The sequence below is a fragment of the Halomonas sp. A3H3 genome, assembly GCF_000982975.1.
GTDB classification, from domain to species: domain Bacteria; phylum Pseudomonadota; class Gammaproteobacteria; order Pseudomonadales; family Halomonadaceae; genus Vreelandella; species Vreelandella titanicae.
Genome location: NZ_HG423343.1, coordinates 2930773 through 2956861 on the forward strand (window position 1 = coordinate 2930773; position 26089 = coordinate 2956861).

25 protein-coding genes, 3 tRNA genes and 1 rRNA gene are annotated in these 26089 nt (G+C 55.6%); 22 read left to right on the top strand and 7 right to left on the bottom strand.

The window, feature by feature from the left end; all coding sequences use genetic code 11:
* Positions 1–133 precede the first annotated feature (133 nt).
* Positions 134–249: ribosomal RNA gene (rrf, locus tag HALA3H3_RS12920) — 5S ribosomal RNA — on the top strand.
* 276 nt (positions 250–525) lie between these two features.
* Here the strand turns inward: rrf and hisC are convergent.
* The gene (hisC, locus tag HALA3H3_RS12925) at positions 526–1584 is read right to left on the bottom strand and encodes a histidinol-phosphate transaminase (RefSeq protein ID WP_022522026.1); all 1059 of its coding nucleotides are present in this window, start codon (positions 1582–1584) and stop codon (positions 526–528) included.
* A 166-nt stretch (positions 1585–1750) separates the two neighbouring features.
* Between hisC and HALA3H3_RS12930 the strand changes: the two genes are divergently transcribed.
* The 4 genes from HALA3H3_RS12930 to mnmH all read left to right on the top strand — a co-directional run bounded on the left by HALA3H3_RS12930 (position 1751) and on the right by mnmH (position 5913).
* Positions 1751–2197: a copper resistance protein NlpE N-terminal domain-containing protein gene (locus HALA3H3_RS12930; RefSeq protein WP_022522027.1), complete on the top strand. Its 447-nt coding sequence runs from the start codon at positions 1751–1753 to the stop codon at positions 2195–2197.
* Between the two features lie 154 nt (positions 2198–2351).
* Positions 2352–3722 carry a DNA repair protein RadA gene (radA, locus tag HALA3H3_RS12935; protein WP_053857190.1) on the top strand — a complete coding sequence of 457 codons (1371 nt, stop codon included), beginning with the start codon at positions 2352–2354 and terminating at the stop codon, positions 3720–3722.
* Between the two features lie 56 nt (positions 3723–3778).
* On the top strand, positions 3779–4816 hold the full coding sequence (gene selD, locus HALA3H3_RS12940; protein WP_022522029.1) for a selenide, water dikinase SelD: 1038 nt from the start codon (positions 3779–3781) through the stop codon (positions 4814–4816).
* Complete coding sequence (gene mnmH, locus HALA3H3_RS12945) at positions 4813–5913, top strand: tRNA 2-selenouridine(34) synthase MnmH (RefSeq protein ID WP_022522030.1); 1101 nt, start codon at positions 4813–4815, stop codon at positions 5911–5913. Before selD ends, mnmH begins: the two co-directional genes overlap by 4 nt.
* A 20-nt stretch (positions 5914–5933) precedes the next feature.
* On the opposite strand, the gene HALA3H3_RS12950 is transcribed toward mnmH, so the two are convergent.
* The gene (locus HALA3H3_RS12950; RefSeq protein ID WP_022522031.1) at positions 5934–6623 is read right to left on the bottom strand and encodes a type 1 glutamine amidotransferase; all 690 of its coding nucleotides are present in this window, start codon (positions 6621–6623) and stop codon (positions 5934–5936) included.
* 122 nt (positions 6624–6745) lie between these two features.
* On the opposite strand from HALA3H3_RS12950, the gene HALA3H3_RS12955 reads away from it, so the two are divergent.
* Positions 6746–7348 (top strand): YjaG family protein, encoded by a 603-nt coding sequence (locus HALA3H3_RS12955; protein WP_022522032.1) that lies wholly within the window; start codon positions 6746–6748, stop codon positions 7346–7348.
* Positions 7349–7351: 3 nt separating this feature from the next.
* On the opposite strand, the gene HALA3H3_RS12960 is transcribed toward HALA3H3_RS12955, so the two are convergent.
* From HALA3H3_RS12960 to hisB, 5 genes are all read right to left on the bottom strand, one after another.
* The gene (locus HALA3H3_RS12960) at positions 7352–7858 is read right to left on the bottom strand and encodes a hypothetical protein (protein WP_022522033.1); all 507 of its coding nucleotides are present in this window, start codon (positions 7856–7858) and stop codon (positions 7352–7354) included.
* A 28-nt stretch (positions 7859–7886) separates the two neighbouring features.
* A complete protein-coding gene (gene hisF / locus HALA3H3_RS12965) occupies positions 7887–8660 on the bottom strand; it encodes an imidazole glycerol phosphate synthase subunit HisF (RefSeq protein ID WP_022522034.1) in 774 nt (257 codons plus the stop codon).
* Positions 8657–9403 (bottom strand): 1-(5-phosphoribosyl)-5-[(5-phosphoribosylamino)methylideneamino]imidazole-4-carboxamide isomerase, encoded by a 747-nt coding sequence (gene hisA, locus HALA3H3_RS12970; protein ID WP_022522035.1) that lies wholly within the window; start codon positions 9401–9403, stop codon positions 8657–8659. Before hisA ends, hisF begins: the two co-directional genes overlap by 4 nt.
* 11 nt (positions 9404–9414) lie before the next feature.
* A complete protein-coding gene (gene hisH, locus HALA3H3_RS12975; protein ID WP_022522036.1) occupies positions 9415–10056 on the bottom strand; it encodes an imidazole glycerol phosphate synthase subunit HisH in 642 nt (213 codons plus the stop codon).
* 76 nt (positions 10057–10132) lie between these two features.
* A complete protein-coding gene (hisB, locus tag HALA3H3_RS12980; RefSeq protein ID WP_009288591.1) occupies positions 10133–10726 on the bottom strand; it encodes an imidazoleglycerol-phosphate dehydratase HisB in 594 nt (197 codons plus the stop codon).
* Positions 10727–10923: 197 nt separating this feature from the next.
* On the opposite strand from hisB, the gene HALA3H3_RS12985 reads away from it, so the two are divergent.
* From HALA3H3_RS12985 to HALA3H3_RS13060, 16 genes are all read left to right on the top strand, one after another.
* Positions 10924–11406 carry a GNAT family N-acetyltransferase gene (locus tag HALA3H3_RS12985; RefSeq protein ID WP_009288590.1) on the top strand — a complete coding sequence of 161 codons (483 nt, stop codon included), beginning with the start codon at positions 10924–10926 and terminating at the stop codon, positions 11404–11406.
* The gene (locus HALA3H3_RS12990) at positions 11406–13745 is read left to right on the top strand and encodes an AsmA family protein (protein ID WP_022522037.1); all 2340 of its coding nucleotides are present in this window, start codon (positions 11406–11408) and stop codon (positions 13743–13745) included. Before HALA3H3_RS12985 ends, HALA3H3_RS12990 begins: the two co-directional genes overlap by 1 nt.
* A 137-nt stretch (positions 13746–13882) precedes the next feature.
* The gene (gene mutY, locus HALA3H3_RS12995) at positions 13883–14977 is read left to right on the top strand and encodes an A/G-specific adenine glycosylase (protein WP_022522038.1); all 1095 of its coding nucleotides are present in this window, start codon (positions 13883–13885) and stop codon (positions 14975–14977) included.
* 59 nt (positions 14978–15036) lie between these two features.
* Positions 15037–15312: an oxidative damage protection protein gene (locus HALA3H3_RS13000; RefSeq protein ID WP_022522039.1), complete on the top strand. Its 276-nt coding sequence runs from the start codon at positions 15037–15039 to the stop codon at positions 15310–15312.
* 214 nt (positions 15313–15526) lie between these two features.
* Positions 15527–15602: transfer RNA gene (locus HALA3H3_RS13005), tRNA-Phe, on the top strand.
* Between the two features lie 6 nt (positions 15603–15608).
* Positions 15609–15683: transfer RNA gene (locus HALA3H3_RS13010), tRNA-Gln, on the top strand.
* 72 nt (positions 15684–15755) lie between these two features.
* Positions 15756–15831, top strand: a tRNA-Thr gene (locus HALA3H3_RS13015).
* A gap of 593 nt (positions 15832–16424) precedes the next feature.
* The gene (locus tag HALA3H3_RS13020; protein WP_022522041.1) at positions 16425–17603 is read left to right on the top strand and encodes a transporter substrate-binding domain-containing protein; all 1179 of its coding nucleotides are present in this window, start codon (positions 16425–16427) and stop codon (positions 17601–17603) included.
* Positions 17600–18250 (top strand): ANTAR domain-containing response regulator, encoded by a 651-nt coding sequence (locus tag HALA3H3_RS13025; RefSeq protein ID WP_022522042.1) that lies wholly within the window; start codon positions 17600–17602, stop codon positions 18248–18250. Before HALA3H3_RS13020 ends, HALA3H3_RS13025 begins: the two co-directional genes overlap by 4 nt.
* A 214-nt stretch (positions 18251–18464) precedes the next feature.
* Complete coding sequence (locus tag HALA3H3_RS13030; RefSeq protein WP_022522043.1) at positions 18465–19700, top strand: urea ABC transporter substrate-binding protein; 1236 nt, start codon at positions 18465–18467, stop codon at positions 19698–19700.
* A 104-nt stretch (positions 19701–19804) separates the two neighbouring features.
* Positions 19805–20677 (top strand): ABC transporter permease subunit, encoded by an 873-nt coding sequence (locus tag HALA3H3_RS13035; protein ID WP_022522044.1) that lies wholly within the window; start codon positions 19805–19807, stop codon positions 20675–20677.
* Positions 20678–21781: an ABC transporter permease subunit gene (locus tag HALA3H3_RS13040; protein WP_022522045.1), complete on the top strand. Its 1104-nt coding sequence runs from the start codon at positions 20678–20680 to the stop codon at positions 21779–21781. It begins immediately after the preceding gene.
* Positions 21778–22500 carry an ABC transporter ATP-binding protein gene (locus HALA3H3_RS13045; protein WP_022522046.1) on the top strand — a complete coding sequence of 241 codons (723 nt, stop codon included), beginning with the start codon at positions 21778–21780 and terminating at the stop codon, positions 22498–22500. Before HALA3H3_RS13040 ends, HALA3H3_RS13045 begins: the two co-directional genes overlap by 4 nt.
* Complete coding sequence (gene urtE / locus HALA3H3_RS13050; protein WP_022522047.1) at positions 22487–23206, top strand: urea ABC transporter ATP-binding subunit UrtE; 720 nt, start codon at positions 22487–22489, stop codon at positions 23204–23206. Before HALA3H3_RS13045 ends, urtE begins: the two co-directional genes overlap by 14 nt.
* 123 nt (positions 23207–23329) lie before the next feature.
* Complete coding sequence (locus HALA3H3_RS13055; protein WP_022522048.1) at positions 23330–24328, top strand: acetamidase/formamidase family protein; 999 nt, start codon at positions 23330–23332, stop codon at positions 24326–24328.
* 17 nt (positions 24329–24345) lie between these two features.
* Positions 24346–26043, top strand: coding sequence for a nitrilase-related carbon-nitrogen hydrolase (locus HALA3H3_RS13060; protein ID WP_022522049.1), 1698 nt, complete (start codon positions 24346–24348; stop codon positions 26041–26043).
* Positions 26044–26089: the final 46 nt, after the last annotated feature.

The following is a 26089-nucleotide window of genomic DNA, read 5'->3' on the forward strand; positions in this document are numbered from 1 at the left end:
CACCCAAGGGGTCTGGTCGTAATGATGACGAACATTAAACGCCGGATACGCAGCGTGTGGCCCAGGCAATAGACTGCCAGGGCGGCAAGCAATGAGACGATCACAAACAGCATGATGTACATTAACAGTTACGCCTGACGACCATAGCACGCGTGAACCACCTGATCCCTTGCCGAACTCAGAAGTGAAACCGCTTAGCGCCGATGGTAGTGTGGGGTCTCCCCATGCGAGAGTAGGTCATCGTCAGGCACTTATTACGAAAAATCCCCCAGGGCGATGCCTTGGGGGATTTTTTTTGTGTGCCTTGCCGAACTCAGAAGTGAAACCGCTTAGCGCCGATGGTAGTGTGGGGTCTCCCCATGCGAGAGTAGGTCATCGTCAGGCACTTATTATGAAAAATCCCCCAGGGCTGATGCCTTGGGGGATTTTTTTTGCGTGAGGGGGAGGTTGTGAGGGGAAATAGTAAGGAGTAAAGGGTGTGAGCTGCCAGCAAGGCTCTCCTCACTCCTTACCCCTCACCCTTCACTAGAGAAGCATTTCTAACGCTTCAATCAGGCTATCCATCTCATCATCGGTGCCGATAGTGATGCGTAGGAAGTTGTTGAGGTCTGAGGTATTAAAATGGCGCACCAGAATGCCCCGCTCGCGTAGGCCAGCAAATAGCTGCGCACCTTCGTGGTTAGGGTGCTGGGCGAGCACAAAGTTAGCCTTAGAGGGCAATACTTCAAATCCCAACGCTTCAAGGCGCCGGTGAGTGCGTTCACGGGTGGTGATAACACGCTCGCGGCAGGCTTCAAAATGCTCGACATCTTTGAGTGCGGCGATGCCTACTAAGCTTGCCAAACTATCCACTGGAAAGGAGTTAAAGGAGTCTTTTACCCGCAGCAGGCCATCAATCAACTCCTCTGAGCCCACCGCATAGCCTAGCCGCAAGCCTGCCAAACTGCGTGATTTAGAAAACGTACCGGTGACGAGAAGGTTAGGGTAGCGATCAATCAGCGAAACAGCACTCTCTGCGCCGAAATCGACATACGCCTCGTCCACAAGCACTACTCGATCAGTGACGCGCTTTAGCAGCGCCTCGATAGTCGCAAGCGAATGCGCGTGGCCAGTAGGGGCGTTGGGGTTAGCGAAAATAACGCCGCTGCGGCTAGTATCCGCTCCAAGCGCATCAATATCGACTTCCCACTGCTTATTGAGCGGATGCTTTCGCAGCTCAACGCCATAAAGATTGGCGTACACGGGGTAGAAGCTATAGGTGATCGTGGGTACGTCTAGTGGTGCGCCATGGCGGAAAAATGCCTGAAAGGCAAACGCTAGCACCTCATCGGAACCATTACCGACAAACACTTGGCTACGCGCTACCTGAAACGTCTCCGCTAACGCTTCACGCAGCGCTGCAGAGGTTGGGTCAGGGTAGAGGCGTAGATGATCGGTCGCGTAGTCACGCAGTGCCTCACCGACACCTGGCGCAGGTGGGTAAGGGTTTTCATTGGTATTGAGCTTTACAAGCTGCTCGCGTGGCTGCTCGCCGGGCACGTAAGGCGTAAGTTCGCGAACGGCCGGACTCCAGTATTGGCTCATGTGGGTAACCTGATTATCCTAGCAAGGTACACCATGGTCGCTTGAAGGCTAACTAAGCGCAAGCATTCGCATCACTAGGGGTGTGCGTCGCACCTTGTAGCGGTTATGCTGTCATAAGTGCGCGTAAATAAATGTGATGTCCAACACGAGATTAAGGAGACACTCTATGCAACTTAAGAGTTTGCTGGCCGGTTCGGCCATGTTGGCACTGCTGGCTGGCTGTGCAAGCAGCCCCATGGAGCAGCAGCAAGAAGAGGCAGCTGCCGCACAGCAAAATTACCAAGGTTCATTACCTTGCCGCAATTGCGATGGTATCGATCTGGATGTCACGATGGTGGGTGAAGAGATGAGCGCGGCTGAAGAGCGTACCTTCACACTGAACGCTTCTTACCGTAACCACCCTCAAACACCGCCGGATGAAAACTACGCGGGTAACTGGGAAGTGCTAACCGGTACGCCTTCCGATCCGGACGCCACTGTTTACGAACTGACGCCAGATGGCGATGGTCAAATCTACTACTTCATGCGTATTGATGAGAGCACGTTGGAGTTGATTGATCCAGAGCGTCGCCGCTTTGAAAATGGTGAAATGCTGCAGCTAAAGCGTCAATAAGACGTTAGCCAGTAGTACAAAAGGCGGCCACTGGCCGCCTTTTGTGTTTGCTGGCACTCATGAATATAAAGTACGCGACAGTAAGTGATGAATACTAGCGGCAGCCAAGCGTAAGTTGCCACTTAGTGACAGCAACAGTAGGAGTGTAATGGCAGTGGCCAAAGCCAAAAGCGCCTTTGTGTGTACCGAGTGCGGCGCCGAATACCGTAAGTGGCAGGGGCAATGTAGCAGTTGCCAAGAGTGGAACACGCTTAGTGAAGTGCACTTGGCGAGCGCTCGCCCTGGCGGCGGCGCAGCCCCCGGTCGATCTGGTTACGCGGGTGATCTGTCACGCGAAGTGATCGACCTGGGCAATGTTGATCTTAGCGAAGTACCCCGCATGAGCTCCACTTTCGCAGAGTTTGATCGCGTGCTGGGCGGTGGGCTTGTGCCCGGCTCGGCGGTGCTTTTGGGTGGCAATCCTGGCGCGGGTAAATCGACCCTGCTATTGCAAACGGCCTGCAAGTTGGCCCAGCAGCGGCGTATCCTCTATGTAACCGGTGAGGAGTCGCTCTCCCAGGTAGCAATGCGTGCGCACCGCCTACAGTTGCCTACCAATGGCTTGAAAATGTTGGCCGAGACCAGCGTGGAAACCATCTTGGCGGTGTCTGAGCGGGAGAAGCCAGAGATTCTGGTGATTGACTCTATCCAGACCATGCATCTGGAAGATATCAGCTCTGCGCCCGGCGGCGTTGCCCAGGTGCGCGAGTCAGCCGCGGCGCTAACACGCTTCGCCAAAAAGACTAATACGGTTTTGCTACTGGTAGGCCACGTCACCAAGGACGGTTCACTGGCAGGTCCTAAAGTGCTTGAGCATATGATCGATGCCTCGCTTTTATTAGAAGGCGGCGCAGACTCACGCTTTCGCACCCTGAGGGGACAGAAGAACCGCTTTGGCGCCGTCAACGAACTAGGTGTTTTCGCCATGCTTGAACAGGGCCTTAAAGAAGTTAAAAACCCCAGCGCGATCTTTCTTTCTCGCCAGGAGGAGCAGGCGCCAGGTAGTTTAGTCATGGTGGTCTGGGAAGGCACACGGCCGATTCTGGTAGAGGTACAGGCGCTGGTGGATGAGTCCGCGCTGGGCAACCCTCGCCGTGTCGCCGTCGGCGTTGATCAAAACCGCCTAGCCATGCTGCTGGCAGTACTTAACCGCCACGGTGGGTTGTTTACCGGTGACCAGGATGTGTTCTTGAATGTCGTCGGCGGTGTCAAAGTGCTCGAAACCAGCGCCGATCTGGCGGTGCTGCTAGCTGTGGTCTCTAGCCTGCAAAATCGCGCGCTACCCAAAGAGCTAGTGGTGTTTGGTGAGGTTGGATTATCGGGCGAGATACGCCCGGTGCCCAGCGGCCAAGAACGCATTGCCGAAGCGGCCAAGCACGGTTTTCTCCGCGCCATTGTACCGCGCGCTAACGCACCCAAGCAGGCGCCTAAGGGTATGGAAGTGATCGCTGTTGATAAACTCAGCGATGCGCTGGACGCCCTGTAGCCTGGACGATACTGGGTTAAACTGATGATATTCCCCAAGTGCCAAGGAGAGACACGATGAGTTCGATTCGCTTGACCCAATATAGCCACGGCGCGGGCTGTGGCTGCAAAATCGCCCCGGACGTGCTGGATGGCATTCTTGCCAAGGCGGGGCCAGCGGCGGGCCATAAGCGGCTTATCGTCGGCAATCAGGGACGAGAAGATGCGGCTGTCTACGATCTGGGCGATGGGCGGGGCATGATTGCCACTACGGATTTCTTTATGCCCATTGTCGACGACCCCTTCGATTTTGGCCGTATCGCGGCGACCAATGCCATCAGCGATGTTTACGCCATGGGCGGCACGCCGGTGATGGCGTTAGGTATTCTCGGCTGGCCGCTGGATAAGCTAAGCGCTGAAGTGGCTGGTGACGTAATGGCCGGCGCCCAGGCGGTATGTCGCGAATTAGGCGTTGCCCTGGCGGGCGGTCACTCCATTGATGCGCCCGAGCCGATTTTCGGACTCGCGGTAAACGGCTTAGTCGACCTGGATAAGCTCAAGCTAAACAGCACCGCCAAGCCGGGTGATCTACTGTTTTTAACCAAGCCGTTAGGCGTGGGCATGCTAACCACAGCAGAGAAACGTGGCTTGCTGGAAATGGGCCACCATGGTCTTGCCCGTGAAACGATGCTCAAGCCCAATAGCATTGGTGTGAAGCTTGCCGATGTGAAAGGGGTGAACGCCATGACTGATGTCACTGGCTTCGGATTGGCGGGCCACCTTGCTGAAATGTGCCAGGCCAGTAACGTCATGGCCCAGATTGATTTCCGTAAGTTGCCTCGTTTGGCCGAGGCAGAGTCCTACCGCCGCCAAGGCGCTGTGCCTGGTGGTACGCTGCGCAATCGTGATGCGCTGGGGGAGAGCCTGCCGGCCATGGATGAAGCCCACTGGCAGTGGTTATGTGACCCCCAGACTTCCGGCGGCCTGCTGCTCAGCGTTGACCCCGCCTGGGAGGATGACGTTGAGCGTATTGGTCGCGAATTCGGCCTGTCGTTACAGTCATTCGGCGTCATGAAGGCGCGCCAGGGTAAAGCCTCCATCGAGGTGGTCGGGTGATACTGGCCACAACTCCAGCCACCACACCGGCGGTATTGGGTTTAATTAGAGAAGAGCGACCGCTAATAGATGTGCGCGCCCCGGTGGAGTTTGCCCAGGGCGCGCTGCCCGGTGCCGTCAATTTGCCCTTAATGGTCGATGACGAGCGTCATCAGGTGGGCATCGCTTATAAGAAGCATGGTCAAGCCGCGGCGATTGAACTAGGTGAGCGTTTAGTCAGCGGCGAGGTCAAGCAGGCTCGGGTCGCAGCGTGGCAGAAGTACTTAGCCGAATACCCAGATGCATTGATTTACTGCTTTCGCGGTGGACTGCGCTCGCAAATTGCTCAGCAGTGGCTGGAAGAGGCCGATATCTCAAGGCCACGGCTGGAGGGTGGCTGGAAGGCTATGCGCCAAGCGCTCTGTGAGCGCATTGATACGGCCGCGCTTCAGCCAATGCTGGTTGTTGCCGGGCTCACCGGGTGTGCAAAAACAGCGCTGATTAATCAGCTCGATAATGGCGTCGACCTGGAAGCTTATGCGCACCACAAAGGTTCTGCTTTTGGACGCAGACCTGAAGAGCCTGCTACTCAAATCAACTTTGAGCATGCGCTGGCCAAGCGGCTAATCGGGCTGATGGAAGGGCTGGTCATCGAAGATGAGTCCCGTCAGATTGGCAACGCCAATATTCCCTTGAACTTCTGGCGGGCGCAGCAGCAAGCGCCGCGGGTGCGTATCGAAATGCCGCTGGATTGGCGCCTTGCTCAGATTCAGCAGGACTATATTATCGACCTGGAGCAGGCCTATGCCGCTCGTCATGGGGCCTACCAGGGCTGGCAAATAATGCAGGCGCAGTTAAGTAATTCCCTTATCCGACTAGGAAAACGCTTGGGTAACGCGCGCCTTCAGCGCTTACAGCGGCTGCAGGCGCTGGCATTCAAAGAGCATGCCCAGGGCAACCCCCAATCCCATGAAGCCTGGCTTGCGCCGCTGCTCACCGAGTACTACGACCCGCTCTACCGCTACCATTTAGAGAAGCAGCGCGACGCTGCGCCGCCAGAGATTCATGTGGGCGATTGGGATAGCTGCCTAGAGGCCGCCAGGCAGTGGAACCGCTGACGGCCTTATAGCTTGTACTGTTACGCTGCTTTAAGCCACTGGGTCATCAGTCGGTCGAGCTGTGGCGCGAGGTGAATAAAGCGGTTGGGGTCTTCTAATATTTGGGCCGCATCCTGAACATAGCGGGTAGTGGAAGGTGACGCTTCAGGCCACTCGGCTGTGCCCAGTAGCTGTTTCACGCTAGCCGCAGTGGCTTCTAGGTGGCACAGCAGGCCGATGACACGACCTCTGTCCCATGCAAACCCTTGCAGCGGTGCAGCTTCGCTACCGCCTAGGGGCAGCGCATCGTCGGGTAAACTGAAGACATAGCGATGCCACATAAAAGCGCTGAATGTTTCGGGTAAATCCAGCAAGCTTTCCGGCGCTAGGGTGACTGTATGCCAGCCTGTTTCAGTATAGGTACCAGGCGCTACCACCGAGCCCAGTGCCTGGGCTATCCAGTGGGCGCCTACGCCAATACCCAACAGCGGTTTTTGGCCATCCAAATAGCGGTTGATGAGCTTATCTTCGGCTTTAAACCACGCCGGTGGATGGCTGAGTAGCTCTTCTGGGCCATCAAGTATAATCAGTGCATCAGACTCGTTTGGGCGGGGCGTTAGCTCGCCTGCGTAGAGATGAAAAACGGTGTAACTATGGCCCATACTGGTTAGCCAATCGGTTAAACGGGCGGGGCCATGGTCAGGGCCGTGCTGTAGCAGATGAATATGCATGGTAATCTCCTCGCCGGCCGTACAATCATCAAAGCGCTGGGGATCGCCCCAAGCGTAGAGAGACGATAACGTACCCGATAACTTTCACCAATATCCCACGTCAAGCGATCCAGGAAATCAGTATGGTGTCGAAACCTCAGGGCTTTTACCAACGGTTACAAGAACTCCCACTACCTGCCCAGCAAGCCTTCATGGCGGCGTTGTGTGAGCGTTTGCTGCCTAACTATATGCTTTATCAGCAAACCACCGGCCAGGGTGATAGCCATACGCTAGGCACCGTGCTGAGTTTGGTCTGGGAGCGGCTTAATGTGCCCAATGCCAGTATCGACTTTGCCCGCCAAGCGGAAAAGCTAGCCGAGTGTGAGCCGCCCGAAGAGGATGACAGCTTTGGTGCCCGGCGCGCCCTGGATGCAGTAGTGTCGGTCTCAGCGCTGCTGGACACCCTGCAAGGCGACTCCCCAGAGGCCGTGCTGGATGTTAGCCGCACATCCCGAGCGGGCGTACGCGCTTTTATAGAGCTTACTGAAGGCGAGGTTGACGCGCAGAAGCTAGCGCTGATTATTCGCGACCATCCGTTGATGGACGACGAAAACGATTTTCAGGATGCCGTATTGGAAGCCGTCAGCGAACCGCTGGATAAGGCGTCGCTGAAAGAGGTGCGTGAATTAGGTCGCAATGGTGGCATCAGCAATCTGGGTTTATCGCTAGACGACGTTGAGGAGTAGCGACTAAAAGCGCACCCCTGCGGTTATCATCATGCCTGCGGTGCCGAAAATGATCAGGTCTGATTCAAACCGGCCCCATTGCACGCCGATACTGGGGAGTGCGGCCGGGGCGATTTCCAAGTGATTGAGCGGAATTTTGTCGCGATACTCGCCTTTATAGCCGCGCAGGAGTCCGCCAGTGAGTTTGGCGCGCACGTTTATCCCCTGATCGGTTTGCCAAAGAGGGAACTCCCGCCCCGCATAGAAGTACCAAGAGGGCTGATCGAAGGAGTTTTTGAACCAAGCCCCGCCCGCTAACCAGTGATTCGGATTATGCAGTTCAATGCTAACCAGGTCTTGTTGGTTAGTGTGTTCCGGGTCGGGGCTGAAGTGGCGGGTATAAAGGCTGGTTTGCACCAGGGTGTGATCCCACTCCAACGACGGTGGCCAATCAGGTAGCGAGAATGCGGTAGCAGGCATACTAAACAGCAAGCCTGCTAGCCATCCCATCCATGGATGTGAGCGAAACATTCGAAGCTCCTGGTTGATAGAGGGCATTTTAAAGCCGCATTTCGATACCGCGTTCGGCCATATAGCGCTTAGCTTCAGGGATGGTGTATTCGCCAAAATGGAAAATACTGGCGGCCAGCACTGCATCGGCACCACCTTTGAGTACGCCATCCACCAGGTGATCCAGGTTGCCCACACCGCCTGAGGCTATCACCGGAACGCTCACCGCTTCGGAAATCGCGTGGGTCACGCCCAGGTCAAAGCCAATCTTGGTGCCGTCGCGATCCATGCTGGTGAGCAGTAGTTCGCCCGCCCCGAACTCAACCATCTTCTTCGCCCATTCAACGGCGTCAAGGCCTGTTGGGCGGCGGCCGCCGTGAGTGAAAATCTCCCAGCGGGGCGTTTCACCCTCTTCAGAGACCCGCTTGGCGTCAATGGCCACCACAATGCACTGGCTACCAAAACGCTCGGCGGCTTCGCGCACAAACTCAGGGTTGTTGACCGCCGCGGTGTTGATCGAGACTTTGTCTGCCCCGGCGTTCAGCATAGTGCGAATGTCGTCACAGCTGCGAATGCCGCCGCCGACGGTTAGCGGAATAAACACTTCGCCAGCAATGCGTTCAACCATCTCCACCGTCGTGTCGCGGTCTTCGTGGCTAGCGGTAATGTCGAGAAAGGTGATTTCATCGGCGCCCTGCTGGTTATAGCGCTGGGCAATCTCCACCGGATCACCGGCATCGCGAATACCGACAAAATTAACGCCTTTGACCACGCGCCCGGCGTCTACGTCCAGGCAGGGGATAATGCGTTTGGTAAGGCTCATGAACTGCCTCCCGTCAGTTGGTCGCTCAGCCGCTGAGCTTCGGCAACATCCAGGCTGCCTTCGTAAATTGCCCGACCGGTAATAGCGCCCAGGATACCGCTATCAGCAACCTCGCAGAGTGCTTTGATATCGTCCAGGTTGGTCACTCCACCGGAGGCAATCACCGGCAAACCGCCTTCGCGAGCAAGCGCCGCGGTGGCTTCCACATTGACGCCTTGCATCATGCCGTCGCGGGCAATGTCGGTGTAGACAATGCTGGAGACGCCGTCGTTGGCGAAACGCTTGGCAAGCTCAGTGGCTTTTACCGTGGAGACCTCTGCCCAGCCGTCGGTGGCGACATAGCCATCTTTGGCATCAAGTCCAACGATCACATGGCCGGGAAAAGCGCGGCACATCTCGCCCACAAAAGCGGGTTCTTTAACTGCCTTGGTGCCGATAATCACATAAGAGACACCGGCGCTTAAGTAGTGCTCGATGGTTTCCGCACTGCGAATGCCGCCACCAATTTGAATCGGCAGATCCGGGTAAGCGCGGGCGATAGCCGTCACGGCGTCACCGTTCACTGGTTTGCCTTCAAAGGCGCCGTTCAAGTCCACCAGGTGCAGGCGACGGGCGCCAGCCTCTACCCAGCGCGCCGCCATGGCCACCGGGTCATCGCCGTAAGACGTCGCGTCTTCCATGCGGCCCTGCTTCAATCGAACACACTGGCCGTCTTTGAGATCAATAGCGGGAATTACCAACATACAAAATCCTCTCAGGGCGTCCAGGTGACAAAGTTTTCAAGCAGGCGAAGGCCCGCGCGAGAGCTTTTTTCGGGGTGAAACTGCACCGCGAAGGTCGCGTCACGGCCAATGGCCACGTGGGCGGTTACCTTGCCGTATTGGGTCGTACCAAATACTTGTGCATCTTCATCGGCATTAACGTAGTAGCTATGCACGAAGTAGAAGTGTTCGTGATTATCAATACCTGCCCAGAGTGGGTGTTCATGGTGCTGCTCTACCACGTTCCAGCCCATGTGCGGTACTTTCAAGCGCTGCTCGTGGGCGTCGCGCATATCGCCAGGGAAACGATCTACACTGCCTTTAAAGAACCCCAGGCACTCTACGCCGCCATTCTCTTCGCTGCGCTCCAGTAGCATCTGCTGGCCCACGCAGATACCCAGCAGCGGTTTGGCCTGGCGGGTTAAGATATCCTCCACCAACCCGCGTAACTCGGTGCGCTCAAGTTCGCCAACGCAGTCGCGAATGGCCCCTTGGCCCGGTAGCACTAAACGCGTTGCGCCGAGGATACGGCGCGGGTCGCGGGTAATGACGACATTCTCATGGGTCACATGCTCCAGCGCTTTGGCTACAGAATGAAGATTGCCCATTCCATAGTCGATTACAGCAATGGTCATGAAGCGCTCCTTGGAGAAGTGGACAAAATAGGGCTAACGGCAAAGCCCGTGGCATCGCGCAGGCTACAGCGCAGCATCATAAGCTCCCTTTGGTGGAGGGCATTTGGCCTGCCATGCGCGGGTCTTCCATCACGGCCATGCGGAGTGCTCTGCCAAAGGCCTTGAAGATCGTTTCCGCCTGATGGTGAGCATTAAAGCCTTTGATGTTGTCGATATGCAGCGTCACGCGGGCGTGATTGACAAAGCCCTGGAAAAACTCCCAGAACAACTGAGTGTCCAGGCTGCCGATAGTGTCGCGGGTGAATTCAACATTCATAAACAGACCTGGCCGACCGGAAAAGTCGATCACTACCCGGGAGAGTGCTTCATCAAGAGGAACATAGGCGTGACCATAACGGTAAATGCCGCGTTTATCGCCAATTGCTTCAAAAAAAGCTTGGCCTAGCGTAATACCCAGGTCTTCTACGGTATGGTGGTCGTCAATATGCAGGTCGCCAGTGGCATTGATGTCGAGATCGATCATCCCGTGGCGAGCAACTTGATCAAGCATATGATCCAGGAACGGAACGCCGGTTTGGCAGCTAAGACGGCCTTCGCCATCGAGATTGACGCTGACCTTGATCTGCGTTTCGTTGGTGTCACGGCTAACCGTGGCAATACGCGCTGACATGTTGCATCTCCTGCGCTGAAGCGCACTCTGAGGGATGGCTGGTGGCGATCATCAACTTACCACTGATTTGATCGGCCTGTGGCGAAGCGACCATTATAGTGAATCGGCGCCCTCATCCGCTACAATGCGCGAAATGTAGCCGCAATCAATTGCGGCAGAAATAGCAGCCAGGCTGCTTTGGCGAAGAGGATTTCACCATGCCGGTGACACTGCACCATGTCGACCAGGCCCGTTGGGAAGCCGATGAGCAGGTGCGCCTTGATCTTATGCGCATCTATCAGGATGCGCCCCAAGAGCGTATGCCCACCCCAACGGTTGAGCCATTTATTGAGCAACATTTTGCAGGCCAGCACTTTTTTGCCTGTGCACTCTTCAACGATCGGCTGCTGGGGGCCGTCGCCGTTCAGGAGGGCGCAGACCGGGCGTGGTGGCTATCTGAGCTCTGCGTGCGCAAAACCACCCGTCGCCGTGGCGTCGGTTCGCGCTTGATGGCGCTGCTTGGCGAGCAAGCCAAGCAGGAAGGCCGTGTCCTGCGCATTGAAACGTCCACTTTACCACTGGCCGACCGCGTGCTGCTCTCCAAGCTAGGTTACCGGCCAATGGCCAATCCAGAAACGCCGGCAGCGGGTATGCCCGCCACCAGTGATTTTGTTGAGTTAGACCCACAAGGGAAAGGGTAATGAAACAGCTATTACGTATCTTGCTGGCAGCAGTCGGCATTCTCGCCATCGTTGCGGTCGCCGCCGTGGTCTACGTGACCACCTTTCTGGATCCAGAAGACTTCAAGCCCCGTTTAACTGCTGTCGTGGAGGAGCAAACGGGACTCAACTTGGCGTTGGAAGGCCCGATTACCTGGTCATTCTACCCGCGTATCGGCGTCAGTGTAGAGAAAGCCCGCGCCTGGTTGCCCGAGCAGGCTGAAGAGAGCGCTGCCTTTGCGGCTATTGACCGCGCCGAGGTGAGCGTGGCATTCGGCCCGCTACTGCGCGGGGAAATTGCCGTTGACGGCCTAACCCTGGACGGTATGCGCCTTAACTTAGAGCGCGATGAACAGGGTGAGGGTAACTGGGAGCCCTTGTTAGAGCGCCTTTCTGAGCACAATGAAAGCGCGGCTGAAACGGTGCTGGCGCCCGCCAGTGCTGGCCCCAATGCGGACGCCGGTAGCTTAGCCGTGGTGTTGAGTATTGCCAGCGTTGAAGTGAAAAACGCCGACATTCGCTTCCGCGATGCGCAAACCCAAGCACTGTGGCGTATGCAGCAACTGAATATCTCGGGTAGTAACGTTAACCCGCTGCGCGCCTTTCCGCTGAAGGCTATGTTCACACTGACCAAGCATAACCGGCTCGATGCCGAGGTATTGGAGCGTGCCCCTGATCTGACCAGCGATATCAATCTTGAAACACGCGTGCGGCTTGGGTTGGCAGATAAGCTTTTCGCCCTGGAAAATATGGCACTGACCACTCGAACCACCAAGGGGGCAGAGAGTGAGCCACAGCAGCTGAGTTTGAAGGCCGCCGAGTTGGTTGCCCGTATGGGCGAGCAGCAGCTCACCATTAAAGAGGGGCTGCTCGAAACGGGCCTGCGTAAGGCGGATAACTGGCAGGGCAGCTTGGCGTTGGCGCTCGCCTTTGGCCTGGAGGGCGACTGGCAGGCACAAACGGCGCAGTTGAAAGACTTGCAGCTTACCGGGCCGGATGGCCTAAGGGTGAGCGGCCACCTTAATATTGAGCAGTTGCGCGATGCCCCCCGTTATCGTGGTCAGCTAACCGCTGCCCCCTTTACGCTACGCCCCTGGCTTGCCCGTGCTGGCGTTACCCTAACCACCGCAGGCGAGGCTGCGCTCAGCGATGTAGCCATGACCAGTCCTATCGAAGGTGATGCCGAGCAATTCTCTTTGCCTAGCCTCTCGTTGGTCGTCGACGACAGCACCTTTACCGGCGAGCTGACGGCGGCGCTGAATGGCTCACGCCTGGCGTTCGATTTAGCCGGTGACCAACTAGACCTTGATCGCTATCTTCCCGGTGAGGCCACCGCCAAACAGGCGAGTCGCGGCTTGCTACGCAAAGCCTTTGCTCAGGAAAACAACACATTAGTGCCGCAATCGTTGCTCAGCGGGCTGGCGTTAGAGGGCGACCTGAGCGTGGATACGCTTATTTTTGCGGGCCTGACCTTCAACAATCCACGCTTGCAACTGCGTGGTGACGACGGCGTTCATCGGCTAACGGCGTTTGAGTCGGGCTTCTATGAGGGTGAACTCAGCGCTACCGGCCAGGTTGATGCTACGGATTCCATCCTTGAGTGGGCGCTATCGCCGACTATTAACAACGTTCAGGTGGCGCCGTTGATTGAAGCGATCAGTGAAAAAGAGGAGGCATCACCACTGCGCGGTCGCTTTAATTTAACCGGGGATGTCACCAGTCAGGGCAATACCCGTGAAGCGCTTATCGGCAACCTCAATGGCGCGCTTAATGCTCGTCTAAACGAAGGCGCCATTTTAAATACCAACATTTCCAAGCAAATGTGTGAACTGGTTGCCCAGTTAGAGGGGCAGGGCACTTTGCGGGATTGGCACACCGATACTCGCTTTGAGCGTTTTGATGCTACCTTCCAAATCAGTAACGGCTTAGTGGAGAGTGACGACCTGCTGATCACCCTGCCCGGCATCAATGTGCGTGGAGAAGGCGAACTGGATCTTGCCAGCTTGCACTTTGATACCCGTGCGAATGCCCGCTTGGTCGACACCGCCGACGCGGCCTGTGAAGTTAACCCGCGCCTAGAACAACTGCCGCTGCCCGTACGCTGTGAAGGTAATCTTGGCGATGAACGCACCGAGTGGTGCCGGTTCGACCGTGAGATGTTCCAGACCGCCGTGGTTGACCTGCTGCGCAACGAGGCGGGTGATCGTGTTAATGAAGAGCTGGAGGAGCGTCTAGGCGACTCTTTAGATGAGCTAGATGAACGCCTTGGCGAAGGTGCTGCTCAAGAACTTCGTGATGGTCTACGCAGCCTGTTTAACTGAGCATCGACGCAGGATGTGAAGTGACGCATTTATCGAAACAGTAAGTGCTGCGCCGGCCTAAACGCCGGCGCTTTTTTATTGGCACTGGTGCCTGCCCATTTCTGTTTCATATACCCATTTCTGTTTAAGGAGCGTGCATGGCAGATATGCCCACGCCGCGGCTAGCGGCAAACGAATTCCAACAACGCTTACTGGATTGGTTTGACCGCTACGGCCGTCACGACTTACCGTGGCAGTCGCCGCGTAGCGCCTACCGTGTGTGGGTGTCGGAAATCATGCTGCAGCAAACCCAGGTTGCCACCGTTATCGGCTATTTTGAGCGTTTTATGGCGCGCTTTCCTACCCTGGAGAGTCTCGCTAAGGCCCCGCAGGATGAAGTGCTGCACCTCTGGACGGGCCTTGGTTACTATGCCCGTGCTCGCAACTTGCATAAAGCTGCCCAGGTTGCATTAGCGGAGCACAATGGCGAGCTGCCGACGGAGAGTATCGACGCATTAGTCGCTTTGCCTGGTATTGGCCGCTCCACCGCTGGCGCTATCATTGCCCAAAGCACAGGGCAGCGGGCGGCTATTTTAGATGGCAATGTAAAGCGCTCGCTCACTCGTTTGCATGCGCTGCCCGGCTGGCCGGGCAAGCCCGATGTGGAGAGAAAGCTGTGGGCGCTGGCGGAGTATTACACCCCAGCAGAGCGCCTGGCGGATTACACCCAGGCGATGATGGATTTTGGCGCCACGCTATGTAAACGCAGCAAACCGGACTGCCTTAGCTGCCCATTTAACGATGTCTGTTTGGCCTACGCCCAAGGCGAACCAAAGCGCTACCCAGAATCCAAACCCAAAAAGGCGCTGCCCACACGACAAACGATCATGCTGATGCTGCGTGACCCGGAAGGCAGGATATGGCTTGAGAAACGCCCTCCCAGCGGTCTGTGGGGCGGGTTATGGAGTTTGCCGCAGTTTGAGAAGTACAGCGAGCTCAATGACTGGCTTGAAGACAACGCCGTTAACCCTAAGCGGGGAACTACATCGCCTAGCTTTTACCACACCTTCAGCCATTTTCGCTTAGAGATTACCCCGCAGCCGGTGAGCTGCGATAGGCTGGGCGGTGTTCGTGAAAGCGGCGTATGGTACGACGTTAACCATCCGCCTGAACTGGGCCTTGCTGCTCCCGTTAAAGCGCTGCTCAGCCAGCTAACGCCCTTTAGCCTCAATCCGACACCAGGGCACGCTTAAGCGTTTGCTAGCTGATTGGATGAGATCATTGAATGAAGTTGCAGAACCAGGAGCACGTTATGAGCAATACCGTTTTTTGCCGCAAGTACCAAAAAGAGTTGGAAGCACTGCCATTCCCACCTTTGCCGGGTAAGCAGGGGCAGGAGATTCAGGCCACCGTTTCCAAGCCCGCTTGGGAAGCCTGGCAGGCGTTGCAAACCCGCCTGATCAATGAAAAGCACCTCAACATGCTCGACCCCGAATCCCGTGCGTATCTAATGGAGCAGATGCAGCGCTTCCTGGACAACCAGGAAACCGACCAAGCCGAAGGCTATGTACCGCCCTCGCAGGCATGAATAGCTGGCATAAAGAGAGAGGAGGCTACTTCTAGTGGCGGGTGGTTTGGTCGAGCAACTGGCTTGTAATCAGTGGCTCTAGGTATGGGTGTATCGAAGGCCGAGCCAGAGATGGCGTAGTAAAAAAGACCTCTAAGCATCGGTATCGCAAGAAAGTTTCACAAAGGTGTTGACGGAAAGCGGCGTTTTTAGTTTAATACGCACCGTTGGCAGCGGCCAGATAGCTCAGTTGGTAGAGCAGGGGATTGAAAATCCCCGTGTCGGCGGTTCGATTCCGTCTCTGGCCACCACACTGCTGGGGTATCGCCAAGTGGTAAGGCACCGCTTTTTGGTAGCGGCATTCCCAGGTTCGAATCCTGGTACCCCAGCCATTGCCAACAAGATTTCTTGTTGATTGCAGAGCCTAACAGCGAAGCAATCAAGTTCTCAAGGAAACGTGAAGCGCCGACATAGCTCAGTTGGTAGAGCAACTGACTTGTAATCAGTAGGTCCCGGGTTCGACTCCTGGTGTCGGCACCACTGAAAAGTGGTTAAAAGCAACATGTTAGAGACTCAAAAAGGCTACCTTCAAAGGTGGCCTTTTTTGTTTTATTCCCCAAATTCTGCATCTGCGTACTGTTTCTTTCAAGACCACTTCTGCCTGTTCTTATCAGATTGGCAAATCGTATCTGAGTAGTCGAAATGACCTGATTTGTTGGCGGCCTTCAGCAGATTCTATAAAATCCTTCATCCTCGACTGTCTGGTTTTCACGGCTATACAAGCATGGGAAGCCTGAGTGCACCTTCGTGCAGCATAAATTCTTATGTGTGTATCAAAAAGAGGCGAAGCACCTACATTAAAGGTGTTCAAAAGCCGCTATTGTGGCATGTTGTTTAATTGGCACGTTTGTTGCTTTAGTTTTTTTATAGTTGTTTAGTGGTAATGGCCTTCGACTTAAGAATAGCGTCAATGAGTTGACAAAGTCGATTAGGGGTCACAATACTAAGTTTAGTAATTGACATATTGTGCGTCGGCATACACCGAAAAGGCACAGAGCAATAGGGCTCCCATCGTTACCGTCAGGTAGCGTTGTGAGCCCTTTTTTTATGTCTGAAAATAGGAAGGTCAGTCAATGAACAGTCGTATCCCGGTTGGCATACTCTTCTCCACCCAAGGCCCCTACGCCACCGTTGGCCGCTCAATGCGCGATGGGGCGATGCTGGCGCTGGAAGAGGTCAACCAGGACAAACGATATCCCTTTGAGCTTGTGCCCATCGAGTGTGAGCCAGCCGGTGACATCGCTGCCTACAGCACACTCGTGAGGAGTTTGCTTCGCCATGAGGGCGTGAAGCACGTGATTGGTTGCTATACGTCTTCCAGCCGAAAAGAAGTTATCCCGATTTTCGAAAAATATGACGGTTTGTTGTGGTATCCCTCTCATTACGAGGGGTTCGAGACCAATAACAACGTCGTTTATACGGGCGCCGTGCAGAACCAACATGTTCTGCCGCTGATGGACTATGTGCTTGCCCATATCACACGAGATGTGTACTTCGTAGGCTCCAACTATGTATGGGCCTGGGAAAACGGCCGCATCATTAGGGAACTTACCAAAGCACACGGTGGAGAGATGATCGCCGAGCGGTACTTGCAGGTAGGTGATTTGGATGTGGCACGCATCATCGAAGAAATCCACGAAAAGCGCCCCGCCTTCATCATGAACATGCTGATCGGTGAGTCTAGCTACGCGTTCTACCGGGCGTTTGCAAAAGCTCGCGCTGAGAATGCGGCACTACAAGAAACGGTCATTGGTAGCTGCACACTTTGTGAGCCGGAACTCGCCCAGATCGGTTCGCAGGCATGTAGTGGGCATCTTGCATCGAGTGTCTACTTCTCGACCATTGAGACGGATGTTAACAAGCAGTTCGTTAAAAGTTACCGCAAGCGATATGGCCACAATGCTTTACCGAGTGCAGATGCAGAGGCTTCTTATAACACCGTTCATCTTCTTGCCCTGGCGCTGGCTGGCGCCGATTCAGTTGATATCGAACGGGTGAAAAAAGCCTTGCATAAAACGTCGTTCCAAGCCCCGCAGGGCATGGTTCATGTCGATCCTGAGAGCAATCACAGCTACTTGACCGTCCGGCTAGGAATATCCCGCGAAGACGCGACGTTCAAGGTGATTTCAGAAGCAAACGCCCCCGTTCGCCCGGATCCTTATCTCGTTTGGGCTGAAGCATGTGGTGGAAGCTCTGCTCAGACGGAAACGCCCATTGCTCAAAACAATATTGGCTTGAGGATCGTGCGATGACTGTTACCACACGACGTAACTTCAGGGGCCACCGTGCATTGGTTGTGTGTGCCGCCGAAAAGGATCGGGCGGTGCTGAGCCAGTTCCTTGTAGAACTGGGAGTTACCCCGGTCGTTTATGAAATCCACGATGAAGTGGGGGCTGATAGGCCGTTTGACTTGGTGTTCTTCGATGATGAATTGGGACGCCAGTTCGGCAGCATCACTCGCATGATCGACAGTGTCCAGGGGCCGGCGATTGCCCTGATCGGTTCGGATGCGCCGAGCTCGGTCAATTGGTTCATCGAGCGCCGAGTTTGCGGCTATCTCACCAAGCCGTTACGTAAGGCCGGTATTCTCGCGAGCCTAATTCTCGCTAACCAAAAGTTTAATGAGCGCTACGAGACTGAGCAGAGACTTCAACGTCTGGAACAGCAGGTGCGTGCACGCCGAGTCGTTTGTACGGCGGCGATCAAGCTCATTGAGGATATGGGCGTTTCCGTCAATGACGCTTTTGCCCTGTTGCGCTCGGCGAGCATGAACCGACGTCTATCACTGGAAGACCTCTCGGCGATGATCGTCTCCGGCGAGATTGCTATGGCAGCGCTGAAGGGAGATTTCGATGTCACCGATGGTCTCGGGGAAGCCCGGTTCAATCGCTACTTGTAGTGGCCTAACTAACAATAAGCGAGACAACAAGCGAGGCAAAAGTGGGGCACATCATTGAACTCTAACACCTAACCACACGATTTTAGCCGTCATTGCGTTTAAGAGCAGAGCGTCGTTTCTCATTTCATGTAGAGGCGATGTAGGAAGCTGTATTGCCGCAGGAAGGCGTTAAAGCGTTGCAGGAAACAGTAAAAACTAAACTGGGAGTATACAAATGAAATACTCAACAATTCAGAGAACGATAACCTTATCAACTCTGATGGCTGGCGCTTTTGTGGCCAGCGCTTCGGCAGATGATCCTATCCGGATCGGTGTGTTAGAGGATCAGTCCGGCAACTTTGCGGCAGTCACTCAGGCGAAGGTGAGTGCCATTGAATTAGCGGCTGAGGAAATCAATGGCGCAGGCGGTATCGCGGGTCGCGAGGTGGAACTCGTCGTTTACGACACTCAGTCTGATGATCGTCGTTATCAAGAGTTAATGCGGCGGGTTCTCCAGCGTGATCAAGTGGATACCGTCTTTGCGGGGTTTGCTTCTTCATCAAGGGAAGCATATCGACCGATTGTTAACCAGTTTGATGGGTTGGCGTTTTATAACAATCAGTATGAAGGCGGCGTATGTGACGCCAACATGATTGTCACTGGCGCTGTTCCGGAGCAGCAGTTCTCGACGCTGATTCCCTGGATGATGGAAGAGTATGGCCCTAAGGTCTATACGATCGCCGCGGACTATAACTTTGGCCAGATCTCGGCGGAGTGGGTTAGACAGATTGTGGAAGAGGAAGGCGGGAAAATTGTAGGCGAGGCGTTCATTCCACTGAGTGTTTCACAATTTTCACAGACAATTCAAGATATTCAGGGTGAGGATCCAGACTTTGTAGTAACCCTACTTGTCGGTTCCAACCAGGCGTCTTACTACGAGCAAGCGGCATCGGCAAATCTGGGGCTGCCCATGGCATCGTCAGTAAATGTCGGACAGGGCTACGAGCATAAGCGCTTCGCGCCCCCAAGCCTTGCAAACATGTTTGTTACCACGAACTTTATCGAAGAAGTGGATACCCCTGAGGCTAACGCGTTTGTTGAGAAGTTCTATGAGCGCTTCCCTGATACGCCCTATGTGAATCAGGAAGCCGCGAACTCTTACATTGCTATGTACCTTTATAAGCAGATGGTTGAGCGTGCCGGCGGTTCGACCGACAAAGAAGACCTTCGCGAAGTGATCGCCGAGGGCGATGTCTGCTTCGATGGCCCTTCTGGCACCGTGTGTCTCGACCCTAAGAGCCAGCATATGTCTCACAATATCTTTCTGGCGAAAGTGGATGAGAACCACGAGATATCTTTCCCCGAAACTTGGGAAAATATCGAGCCGTACTGGCTGGGTGAAAATGGTTGCGATCTGACCCAGAACGACCCAAGTGCCCAGTACACCCCTTCTAGCCCTCCCAACGAGTAAATATCACGCATCGTCCCGGCAGGGTGATGAAATTCACCCTGCCTGACCTGTGAGTTTGCATTAAGCGGGAAACTCGCTGGCGTTTCCTGCCCAGGAGCCTGGATATGGAATATATACATTTCGCGTTTACAGCGTTTTATCAGTTTGGGGATGCGTTTGCCTTCCTGGTGCTATCTGCCATGGGGCTTGCGGTGATCTTCGGGATGATGGGTATCATCAACCTGGCTCACGGTGAATTTATCATGTGCGGCGCCTACGTAACGGTGGCAACGGCGCGCATGGGGGTTCCACTGCCCATCGCTATGTTATGCGGCAGCCTTGCCGCCGGGATTCTTGGCATTGTGCTTGAACGCACGATTATTCATCGCCTCTATCACCGGCCATTGGACTCCATTGTGGCCACCTGGGGGATCAGCCTGGTTCTCACTCAAGGCACACTGATCGTGTTTGGCTCCAGCATGTCGGGTATCAGCACGCCGCTGGGTAGCTTTTCGGTGGGCGATTACACCTACTCGACCTATCGAATGGTGCTGCTTGGGGTCGCCTTGCTACTGCTTATTGGCTTGTATGTGCTGTTTCACCATACGACGTTCGGTATCCATTCGCGGGCAACGATTCAAGCACCGCACATGGCTAAAGCCGCGGGGATCGACACCGGGCGTATGTACTCCCTCACCTTTGGTCTCGGGGCTGCACTGGCCGGTTTGGCCGGCGCGCTTTATGCCCCCACGATCTCCATCGTCCCGACGCTGGGCGCCAACTTCCTGGTCGAGAGCTTCGTGACGGTGGTTGTGGGCGGGGCGGATGTGTTCCTGGGTACGGCGCCAGCCGCGGCCACGCTCGCGGTTATCAAGGCGTTCCTGACCGGGTGGCAGGGGCAGCTCATGGGCCAGGTGGGGCTGTTAATAACCGTCATGGTGGTTATCCGCATTCTCCCGCAAGGCCTGTCTGGCTGGTTACTCAAGGGGCGTTCATAAATGGCTATGTTGCAACGAGAAGACCCGCTGACGGCGCGGTCAGCGTCTCGCGTGCCAAACTGGATGCGGCTCGTTAACGGTCCGCAAACACTGGGTCGCGGATCGCTGTTTTGGGTTGGCTTTGCCTTGGCGATTGGCGCGGCCGCCGTTTACCCCGCCTTTGCAGATGGCTGGAGTGTCGGTAATACGGCCTACTTTTTTTGCTGGGTGTTTATGGCTCTTGGGCTATCGCTGATCTGGGGATACACGGGCGCGCTCAGCTTTGGCCAGACCGCTTTCTTCGGGCTTGCCGGGTATACGTACGGTGTCGTCACGATCAACTTTGGCGCGGCTTACGGTATGACCATCGTCGGAGTGCTGCTCGGCGTTGGGATGTCGTGTCTGGGGGCGGCTCTGCTGGGTTACATGCTTTTTTACGGACGCATCAGCGGCGTCTTCCTGGGGATTGTCACGCTGTCGACCACGCTGGTTTTTGCAACTTTCATGGCGCAGACGGCGGGCTCACAGTGGGCGATCGGCGATGCCCGGATGGGTGGTGACAATGGCATGACCGGTATGCCGCCGCTGACCATCCCCTGGGCGGGAGGCGATATAGCGCTGTACTCGGGCGTGCCGCTTTATTACCTGCTTCTCGCCATGCTGGTGCTTTGCTATCTGGGCTTACGGGTGCTGGTTAATTCGAGGTTCGGCAATGTGCTGGTGGCGATTCGTGAGAACCCGCACCGCGCTGAAATGCTCGGTTACGACATTCGCCGCTACCAGTTAATTGCCTTTGTGATTGGCAGTGGTTTAGCGGGTCTGTCTGGTGTGCTGTATACCGCCTGGGGGCAGTACATCAGCCCGTCCAACATGGATTTGGCGGCCGCCGCATTACCCATTATCTGGGTGGCGGTGGGCGGGCGTAAAGACCTCACCGCGACGCTAGTGGGCACCTTGGTGGTGCTGGGCATTTTCCAGAATCTCACGATCTACGGCAGCTACTACGCCTTCGTCATCATGGGCTTGCTGCTGGTCGTCATCGTGGTCTATTTGCCGGAAGGGTTGATCCCGGGGCTGGTCAGGCTTGTAAGCCGTCTCCGCAAGCGTAAGGAGGGCATGTCGTGACCATATTGCGAACCGAGAACTTATATAAGCATTTCGACGGCGTAAAAGTGGCGCAGGACGTGAACTTCTCAATGGCGTCCGGTGAAATCCGCTGCTTGATTGGCCCGAATGGCGCGGGGAAGAGCACGTTTTTCAAGCTTGTGCTCGGTGAGCATCAACCCAGCGCTGGCAAGATCTACTTCTCAGATAAGGAAATCACCAAGCTGCGTTCCTTTGAGCGCGTGAAACAGGGAATCGCTGTCAAGTTCCAGGTGCCGGGTATCTTCGCTGAGCTGTCCGTTTGGCAAAACATGCAGATCGCGGTTCAGAACCATCTGCATGGCGATTCGATGACGGCGGCGATCGACAAGGCACTCGCCTTCGTAAGGCTTACCGACAAGGCCGAAGAGCTTGCCGGAGAACTCTCCCACGGCGAGCAACAGTGGCTTGAGATCGGCATGGCGGTGAGCACGGAGCCGCGTTTGCTACTGCTCGATGAGCCAACGGCTGGCATGACGCCGGAAGAAACGGCGCGCACCGGCGAGATGATCCAGGCGCTCAATCGCCAGGGTATGTCCATTTTGGCGGTTGAACACGACATGGAGTTCGTACGCCAGATTGCCCATAAGGTCACCGTACTGAACTTCGGTGAGATCTTTGCGGAAGGCACGATCAACGACATCGAGGCTAACGAAGAGGTCGCACGCATTTACCTGGGGACAGCCGATGACGACGAATAATACACATCTGTTGAGCTTGGAAGGCGTTACGTCTGGCTACGGTACCACCGCCGTTCTGCAAGAGGTCAGCTTGAGTGTGGGCCGCGGCGAGGTGGTTGCCGTCATCGGCCGAAATGGCGTTGGCAAGACAACGTTAATGAAGACGCTAATCGGTCTTCTTAAGCATCGACAGGGCGCTATCCGCTTCGACGGTCAGGATATCGGCGCGCTCGAATCGCACCAACGTGCGCGCTTGGGCATTGGTTATATCCCGCAAGGGCGCGAGGTCTTCTCGCGCATGACCGTCTGGGAAAACCTCAAGGTCGGCGAGATGCTCCAACAGCCCGGCGAGGGTGTCGACTACGAGCGGGTCTACGAGTTCTTCCCTATCTTGCGCGAGCGGGCCAATCAGCGGGCCGGCACTTTCAGCGGCGGACAGCAGCAACAGCTTGCTATCGGCCGGGCCATGGTAGGCAAGCCGAAGCTGATGCTGCTCGATGAACCTTCGGAAGGTATCCAGCCGAACATCGTCAAGGACATCTCGCGCAACATCCTAAAGCTCAATCGCGAGCTGGGCGTGACCGTTCTTCTCGTTGAACAGAACCTGGACATGATCATGACCATGGCGCAGCGCTGCTACGTCATGGACAAGGGGCAGATTACCCATGAGCTCGCGACGGAACAACTTCGTGACCGTGACGCCATGCGGCGCATTCTGGCGGTTTGAGGGCGTGACACGTAAGGGGTCACGGAAAACGTTTTGCCATTTAACAACGATGCACGCTCCAGCCCGTAGTTGCCGGAGCGATGATTGAACGTACTTAAACAGTACTCAAAAAGGAGTCGAACAATGAACTGGTTTGATCAGTCCATCATGGCCCGTCGCGCCGTCGCCAAGGGTAAGCCGGGTACTACCCACCAACTCACTGAGGTGGCTCAAGGTCAATACCACTATACGCTTGGACCTAACCCCAAGCCTGTGCTGCATATCCAACCTGGCGATGTAGTCAGTGCGGAAACCCATGATGCTTTCGAGGGAAAACTGCGCTCGGAAAGCGATAAGCCAAGCGAGCTACTTAATTTACCTTATCTCAATCCGCAGAACGGGCCGATTTACGTAGAGGGGGCGGAGAAGGGTGATTGCCTGGCGGTGTATATCCGTGACATGAAACCTCGTGGCCCGCAGCCTTGTGGCACGACGGCGCTGATTACCGAATTTGGTGGCTTGGTGGCGACCGGTGATACCGCGCTACTCAACACACCGCTACCGGAACGGGTGAAGAAGGTGGACGTTGATGCGGAAACCGGCGTGAAGTGGACTGACAAAATTACCCTTCCGTATCAGCCTTTTATTGGCACCATTGGGGTGTCGCCAGAGATTGAATCGATTAGCTCGCTGGTGCCTGATTATTACGGCGGCAATATGGACTTGCCTGATGTGGCGCCTGGCGCGGTGATCTATCTGCCGGTGCATACCAAAGGCGCCTATCTTTATCTAGGCGACTGTCATGCGGCGCAGGGTGATGGTGAGTTGTGCGGCGTGGCGATTGAGCATCCTACCGTGACCACTGTACAGGTCGACTTGATCAAAGATTGGACGTTCAAGTGGCCGCGCCTGGAAAACGAACAGTTTTATATGACCATTGGTTCCGCGCGCCCCATGGAAGATGCCACGCGCATCGCCTACCGAGAGCTGGTTCGCTGGCTAGCGGCAGAGTTCGATTTTGATGAAATCGAGGCTTACATGCTGCTTACCCAGGCAGGCCGTGTGCGGCTGGGTAATATGGTGGATCCAAAGTATACCTTGGGTGCTTCCATTCTCAAGTCCATCGTTGGCCAGGCACGCTAGCGAGCGGGGAGGACAATATGAAATATTTTGCCGCCGCAGTGCAGTTTGAGCCTGAAATGTTTGCCAAAGAGCGCAATATTGATGCTTTGAAGCGTTTGGTGGAAGAGGCGGTCGCGTCTGGTGCGCGGCTAATCATCACCCCGGAGATGGGGCTTACCGGTTACTGCTGGCATGACAGAGAGGAGGTCGCTCCTTATGTAGAACCGGTACCTGGCCCTTCAACCGAATGCTTCGCCGCTCTGGCGGCGAAGCTTGACTGCTATATTGTTATTGGCCTGCCAGAAGTAGAGCCTGCCAATGGACTTTACTATAACACCGCGGTATTGATTGGCCCTGACGGTTATCTGGGCAAGCACCGCAAGAGCCACCCTTATATTGCCGAGCCAAAATGGGCGGCTTCAGGCGACAGCGGCCATCAAGTGTTCGAGACATCGATGGGCCGTATTGCTTTGCTCATCTGTATGGATATTCATTTTCTCGAAACCGCGCGACTGGTGGCGTTGCAAGGCGCCGATGTCATTTGCCATCTGAGTAACTGGCTCGCTGAGCGTGCGCCGGCACCTTACTGGATGAGCCGTGCCAGGGAAAATGGCTGCTATCTTATCGAAAGTAACCGCTGGGGACGTGAGCGTGGTGTGCAATTCAGTGGGGGTAGCTGCGTGATTGAACCGGATGGTCATGTCCAAGCCCGCCGAGATGATGGGGATGGCATCGTGCTGGGTGAGATTGATACTGACCGTGTCACGGGGCCGTTGGGCAGTGAGCGTCAACCAGAACTCTATCATGAGCTTCTGCATCAAACCTACGCCTGGAATCCGCTGGACTTTTTCCGGCTTTATGGTCATCAGCCACTGCCCAAGGGCAAAGTAAGCCGCATCGCCGTTGCTCACTTTGCTCCATCGAACAATCTCGACGATAACCTTGACCACTGTATGGCGCTGATTGACCAGGCAGAGAATGCCGAGCTGGTTGTTCTGCCCGAGTTAGCCCTTACGGGGCTGGACGCTGGCGCTATCAACCCCATTTCACAACATCACGCTATTTTTGACACACTGCGTCGAGTCGCTGAAGAGCGTCAACAGTATTACGTGGTCGGATTTGCGGAGCAGGCGGATGGCAATCTCTACAATGCGGCTGCTCTGGTTGGGTCGCGGGGCGTTATGGCGGTTTATCGTAAAATTCACTTAAGCGAGGCTGACCGCGAATGGGCGACGCCTGGCGAGCGTTGGGTAAGCTGCGACCTGCCGCTAGGTCGCGTTGGAATACTGATTGGCCATGATGCCGATTTTCCCGAAGCAGGGCGCATCCTGGCCCTGCGGGGCTGTGACGTCATCGCTTGCCCTGCTGCCTTACCGGGCCCCTTTCATTGTTCACATCCGGGGACTCGTATTCATCAGTCGGCGCCTATCCCCACCGGCCCGGACGAACACCATTGGCACCATTACCGAGTACGTGGTGGCGAGAACAACTGCTATTTCGCTTTCGCCAACGTGCATATGCCCGAGGCTGGATTACCCGGGCTAAGCGGTATATTCGGGCCGGATACGTTTTATTTTCCTCGCCAGGAGGCTCTATTAACCAGCGCTACTGGCTGCGTTGGGCTTACTGTCGACACGAGCAATCTGCAATCGTCTTACCCAAACAGCGCGGTACGTCGCAAGGACTTAGTGGCGATGCGACTGCCACACCACTATCCAAAATTGTTGGAGCGATAGTTCGTATTTCCCTCACTAGATGCCTTTTCAGGCAATCGTCTGTGTA

Coding starts and splice junctions, on each gene's coding strand:
- hisC (WP_022522026.1), bottom strand. CDS start 1,584: ATGAGCCAATACTGGAGTCCGGCCGTTCGCGAACTTACGCCTTACGTG.
- HALA3H3_RS12930 (WP_022522027.1), top strand. CDS start 1,751: ATGCAACTTAAGAGTTTGCTGGCCGGTTCGGCCATGTTGGCACTGCTG.
- selD (WP_022522029.1), top strand. CDS start 3,779: ATGAGTTCGATTCGCTTGACCCAATATAGCCACGGCGCGGGCTGTGGC.
- HALA3H3_RS12950 (WP_022522031.1), bottom strand. CDS start 6,623: ATGCATATTCATCTGCTACAGCACGGCCCTGACCATGGCCCCGCCCGT.
- HALA3H3_RS12955 (WP_022522032.1), top strand. CDS start 6,746: ATGGTGTCGAAACCTCAGGGCTTTTACCAACGGTTACAAGAACTCCCA.
- HALA3H3_RS12960 (WP_022522033.1), bottom strand. CDS start 7,858: ATGTTTCGCTCACATCCATGGATGGGATGGCTAGCAGGCTTGCTGTTT.
- hisF (WP_022522034.1), bottom strand. CDS start 8,660: ATGAGCCTTACCAAACGCATTATCCCCTGCCTGGACGTAGACGCCGGG.
- hisA (WP_022522035.1), bottom strand. CDS start 9,403: ATGTTGGTAATTCCCGCTATTGATCTCAAAGACGGCCAGTGTGTTCGA.
- hisH (WP_022522036.1), bottom strand. CDS start 10,056: ATGACCATTGCTGTAATCGACTATGGAATGGGCAATCTTCATTCTGTA.
- hisB (WP_009288591.1), bottom strand. CDS start 10,726: ATGTCAGCGCGTATTGCCACGGTTAGCCGTGACACCAACGAAACGCAG.
- HALA3H3_RS12985 (WP_009288590.1), top strand. CDS start 10,924: ATGCCGGTGACACTGCACCATGTCGACCAGGCCCGTTGGGAAGCCGAT.
- HALA3H3_RS12990 (WP_022522037.1), top strand. CDS start 11,406: ATGAAACAGCTATTACGTATCTTGCTGGCAGCAGTCGGCATTCTCGCC.
- mutY (WP_022522038.1), top strand. CDS start 13,883: ATGGCAGATATGCCCACGCCGCGGCTAGCGGCAAACGAATTCCAACAA.
- HALA3H3_RS13000 (WP_022522039.1), top strand. CDS start 15,037: ATGAGCAATACCGTTTTTTGCCGCAAGTACCAAAAAGAGTTGGAAGCA.
- HALA3H3_RS13020 (WP_022522041.1), top strand. CDS start 16,425: ATGAACAGTCGTATCCCGGTTGGCATACTCTTCTCCACCCAAGGCCCC.
- HALA3H3_RS13025 (WP_022522042.1), top strand. CDS start 17,600: ATGACTGTTACCACACGACGTAACTTCAGGGGCCACCGTGCATTGGTT.
- HALA3H3_RS13030 (WP_022522043.1), top strand. CDS start 18,465: ATGAAATACTCAACAATTCAGAGAACGATAACCTTATCAACTCTGATG.
- HALA3H3_RS13035 (WP_022522044.1), top strand. CDS start 19,805: ATGGAATATATACATTTCGCGTTTACAGCGTTTTATCAGTTTGGGGAT.
- HALA3H3_RS13040 (WP_022522045.1), top strand. CDS start 20,678: ATGGCTATGTTGCAACGAGAAGACCCGCTGACGGCGCGGTCAGCGTCT.
- urtE (WP_022522047.1), top strand. CDS start 22,487: ATGACGACGAATAATACACATCTGTTGAGCTTGGAAGGCGTTACGTCT.
- HALA3H3_RS13055 (WP_022522048.1), top strand. CDS start 23,330: ATGAACTGGTTTGATCAGTCCATCATGGCCCGTCGCGCCGTCGCCAAG.
- HALA3H3_RS13060 (WP_022522049.1), top strand. CDS start 24,346: ATGAAATATTTTGCCGCCGCAGTGCAGTTTGAGCCTGAAATGTTTGCC.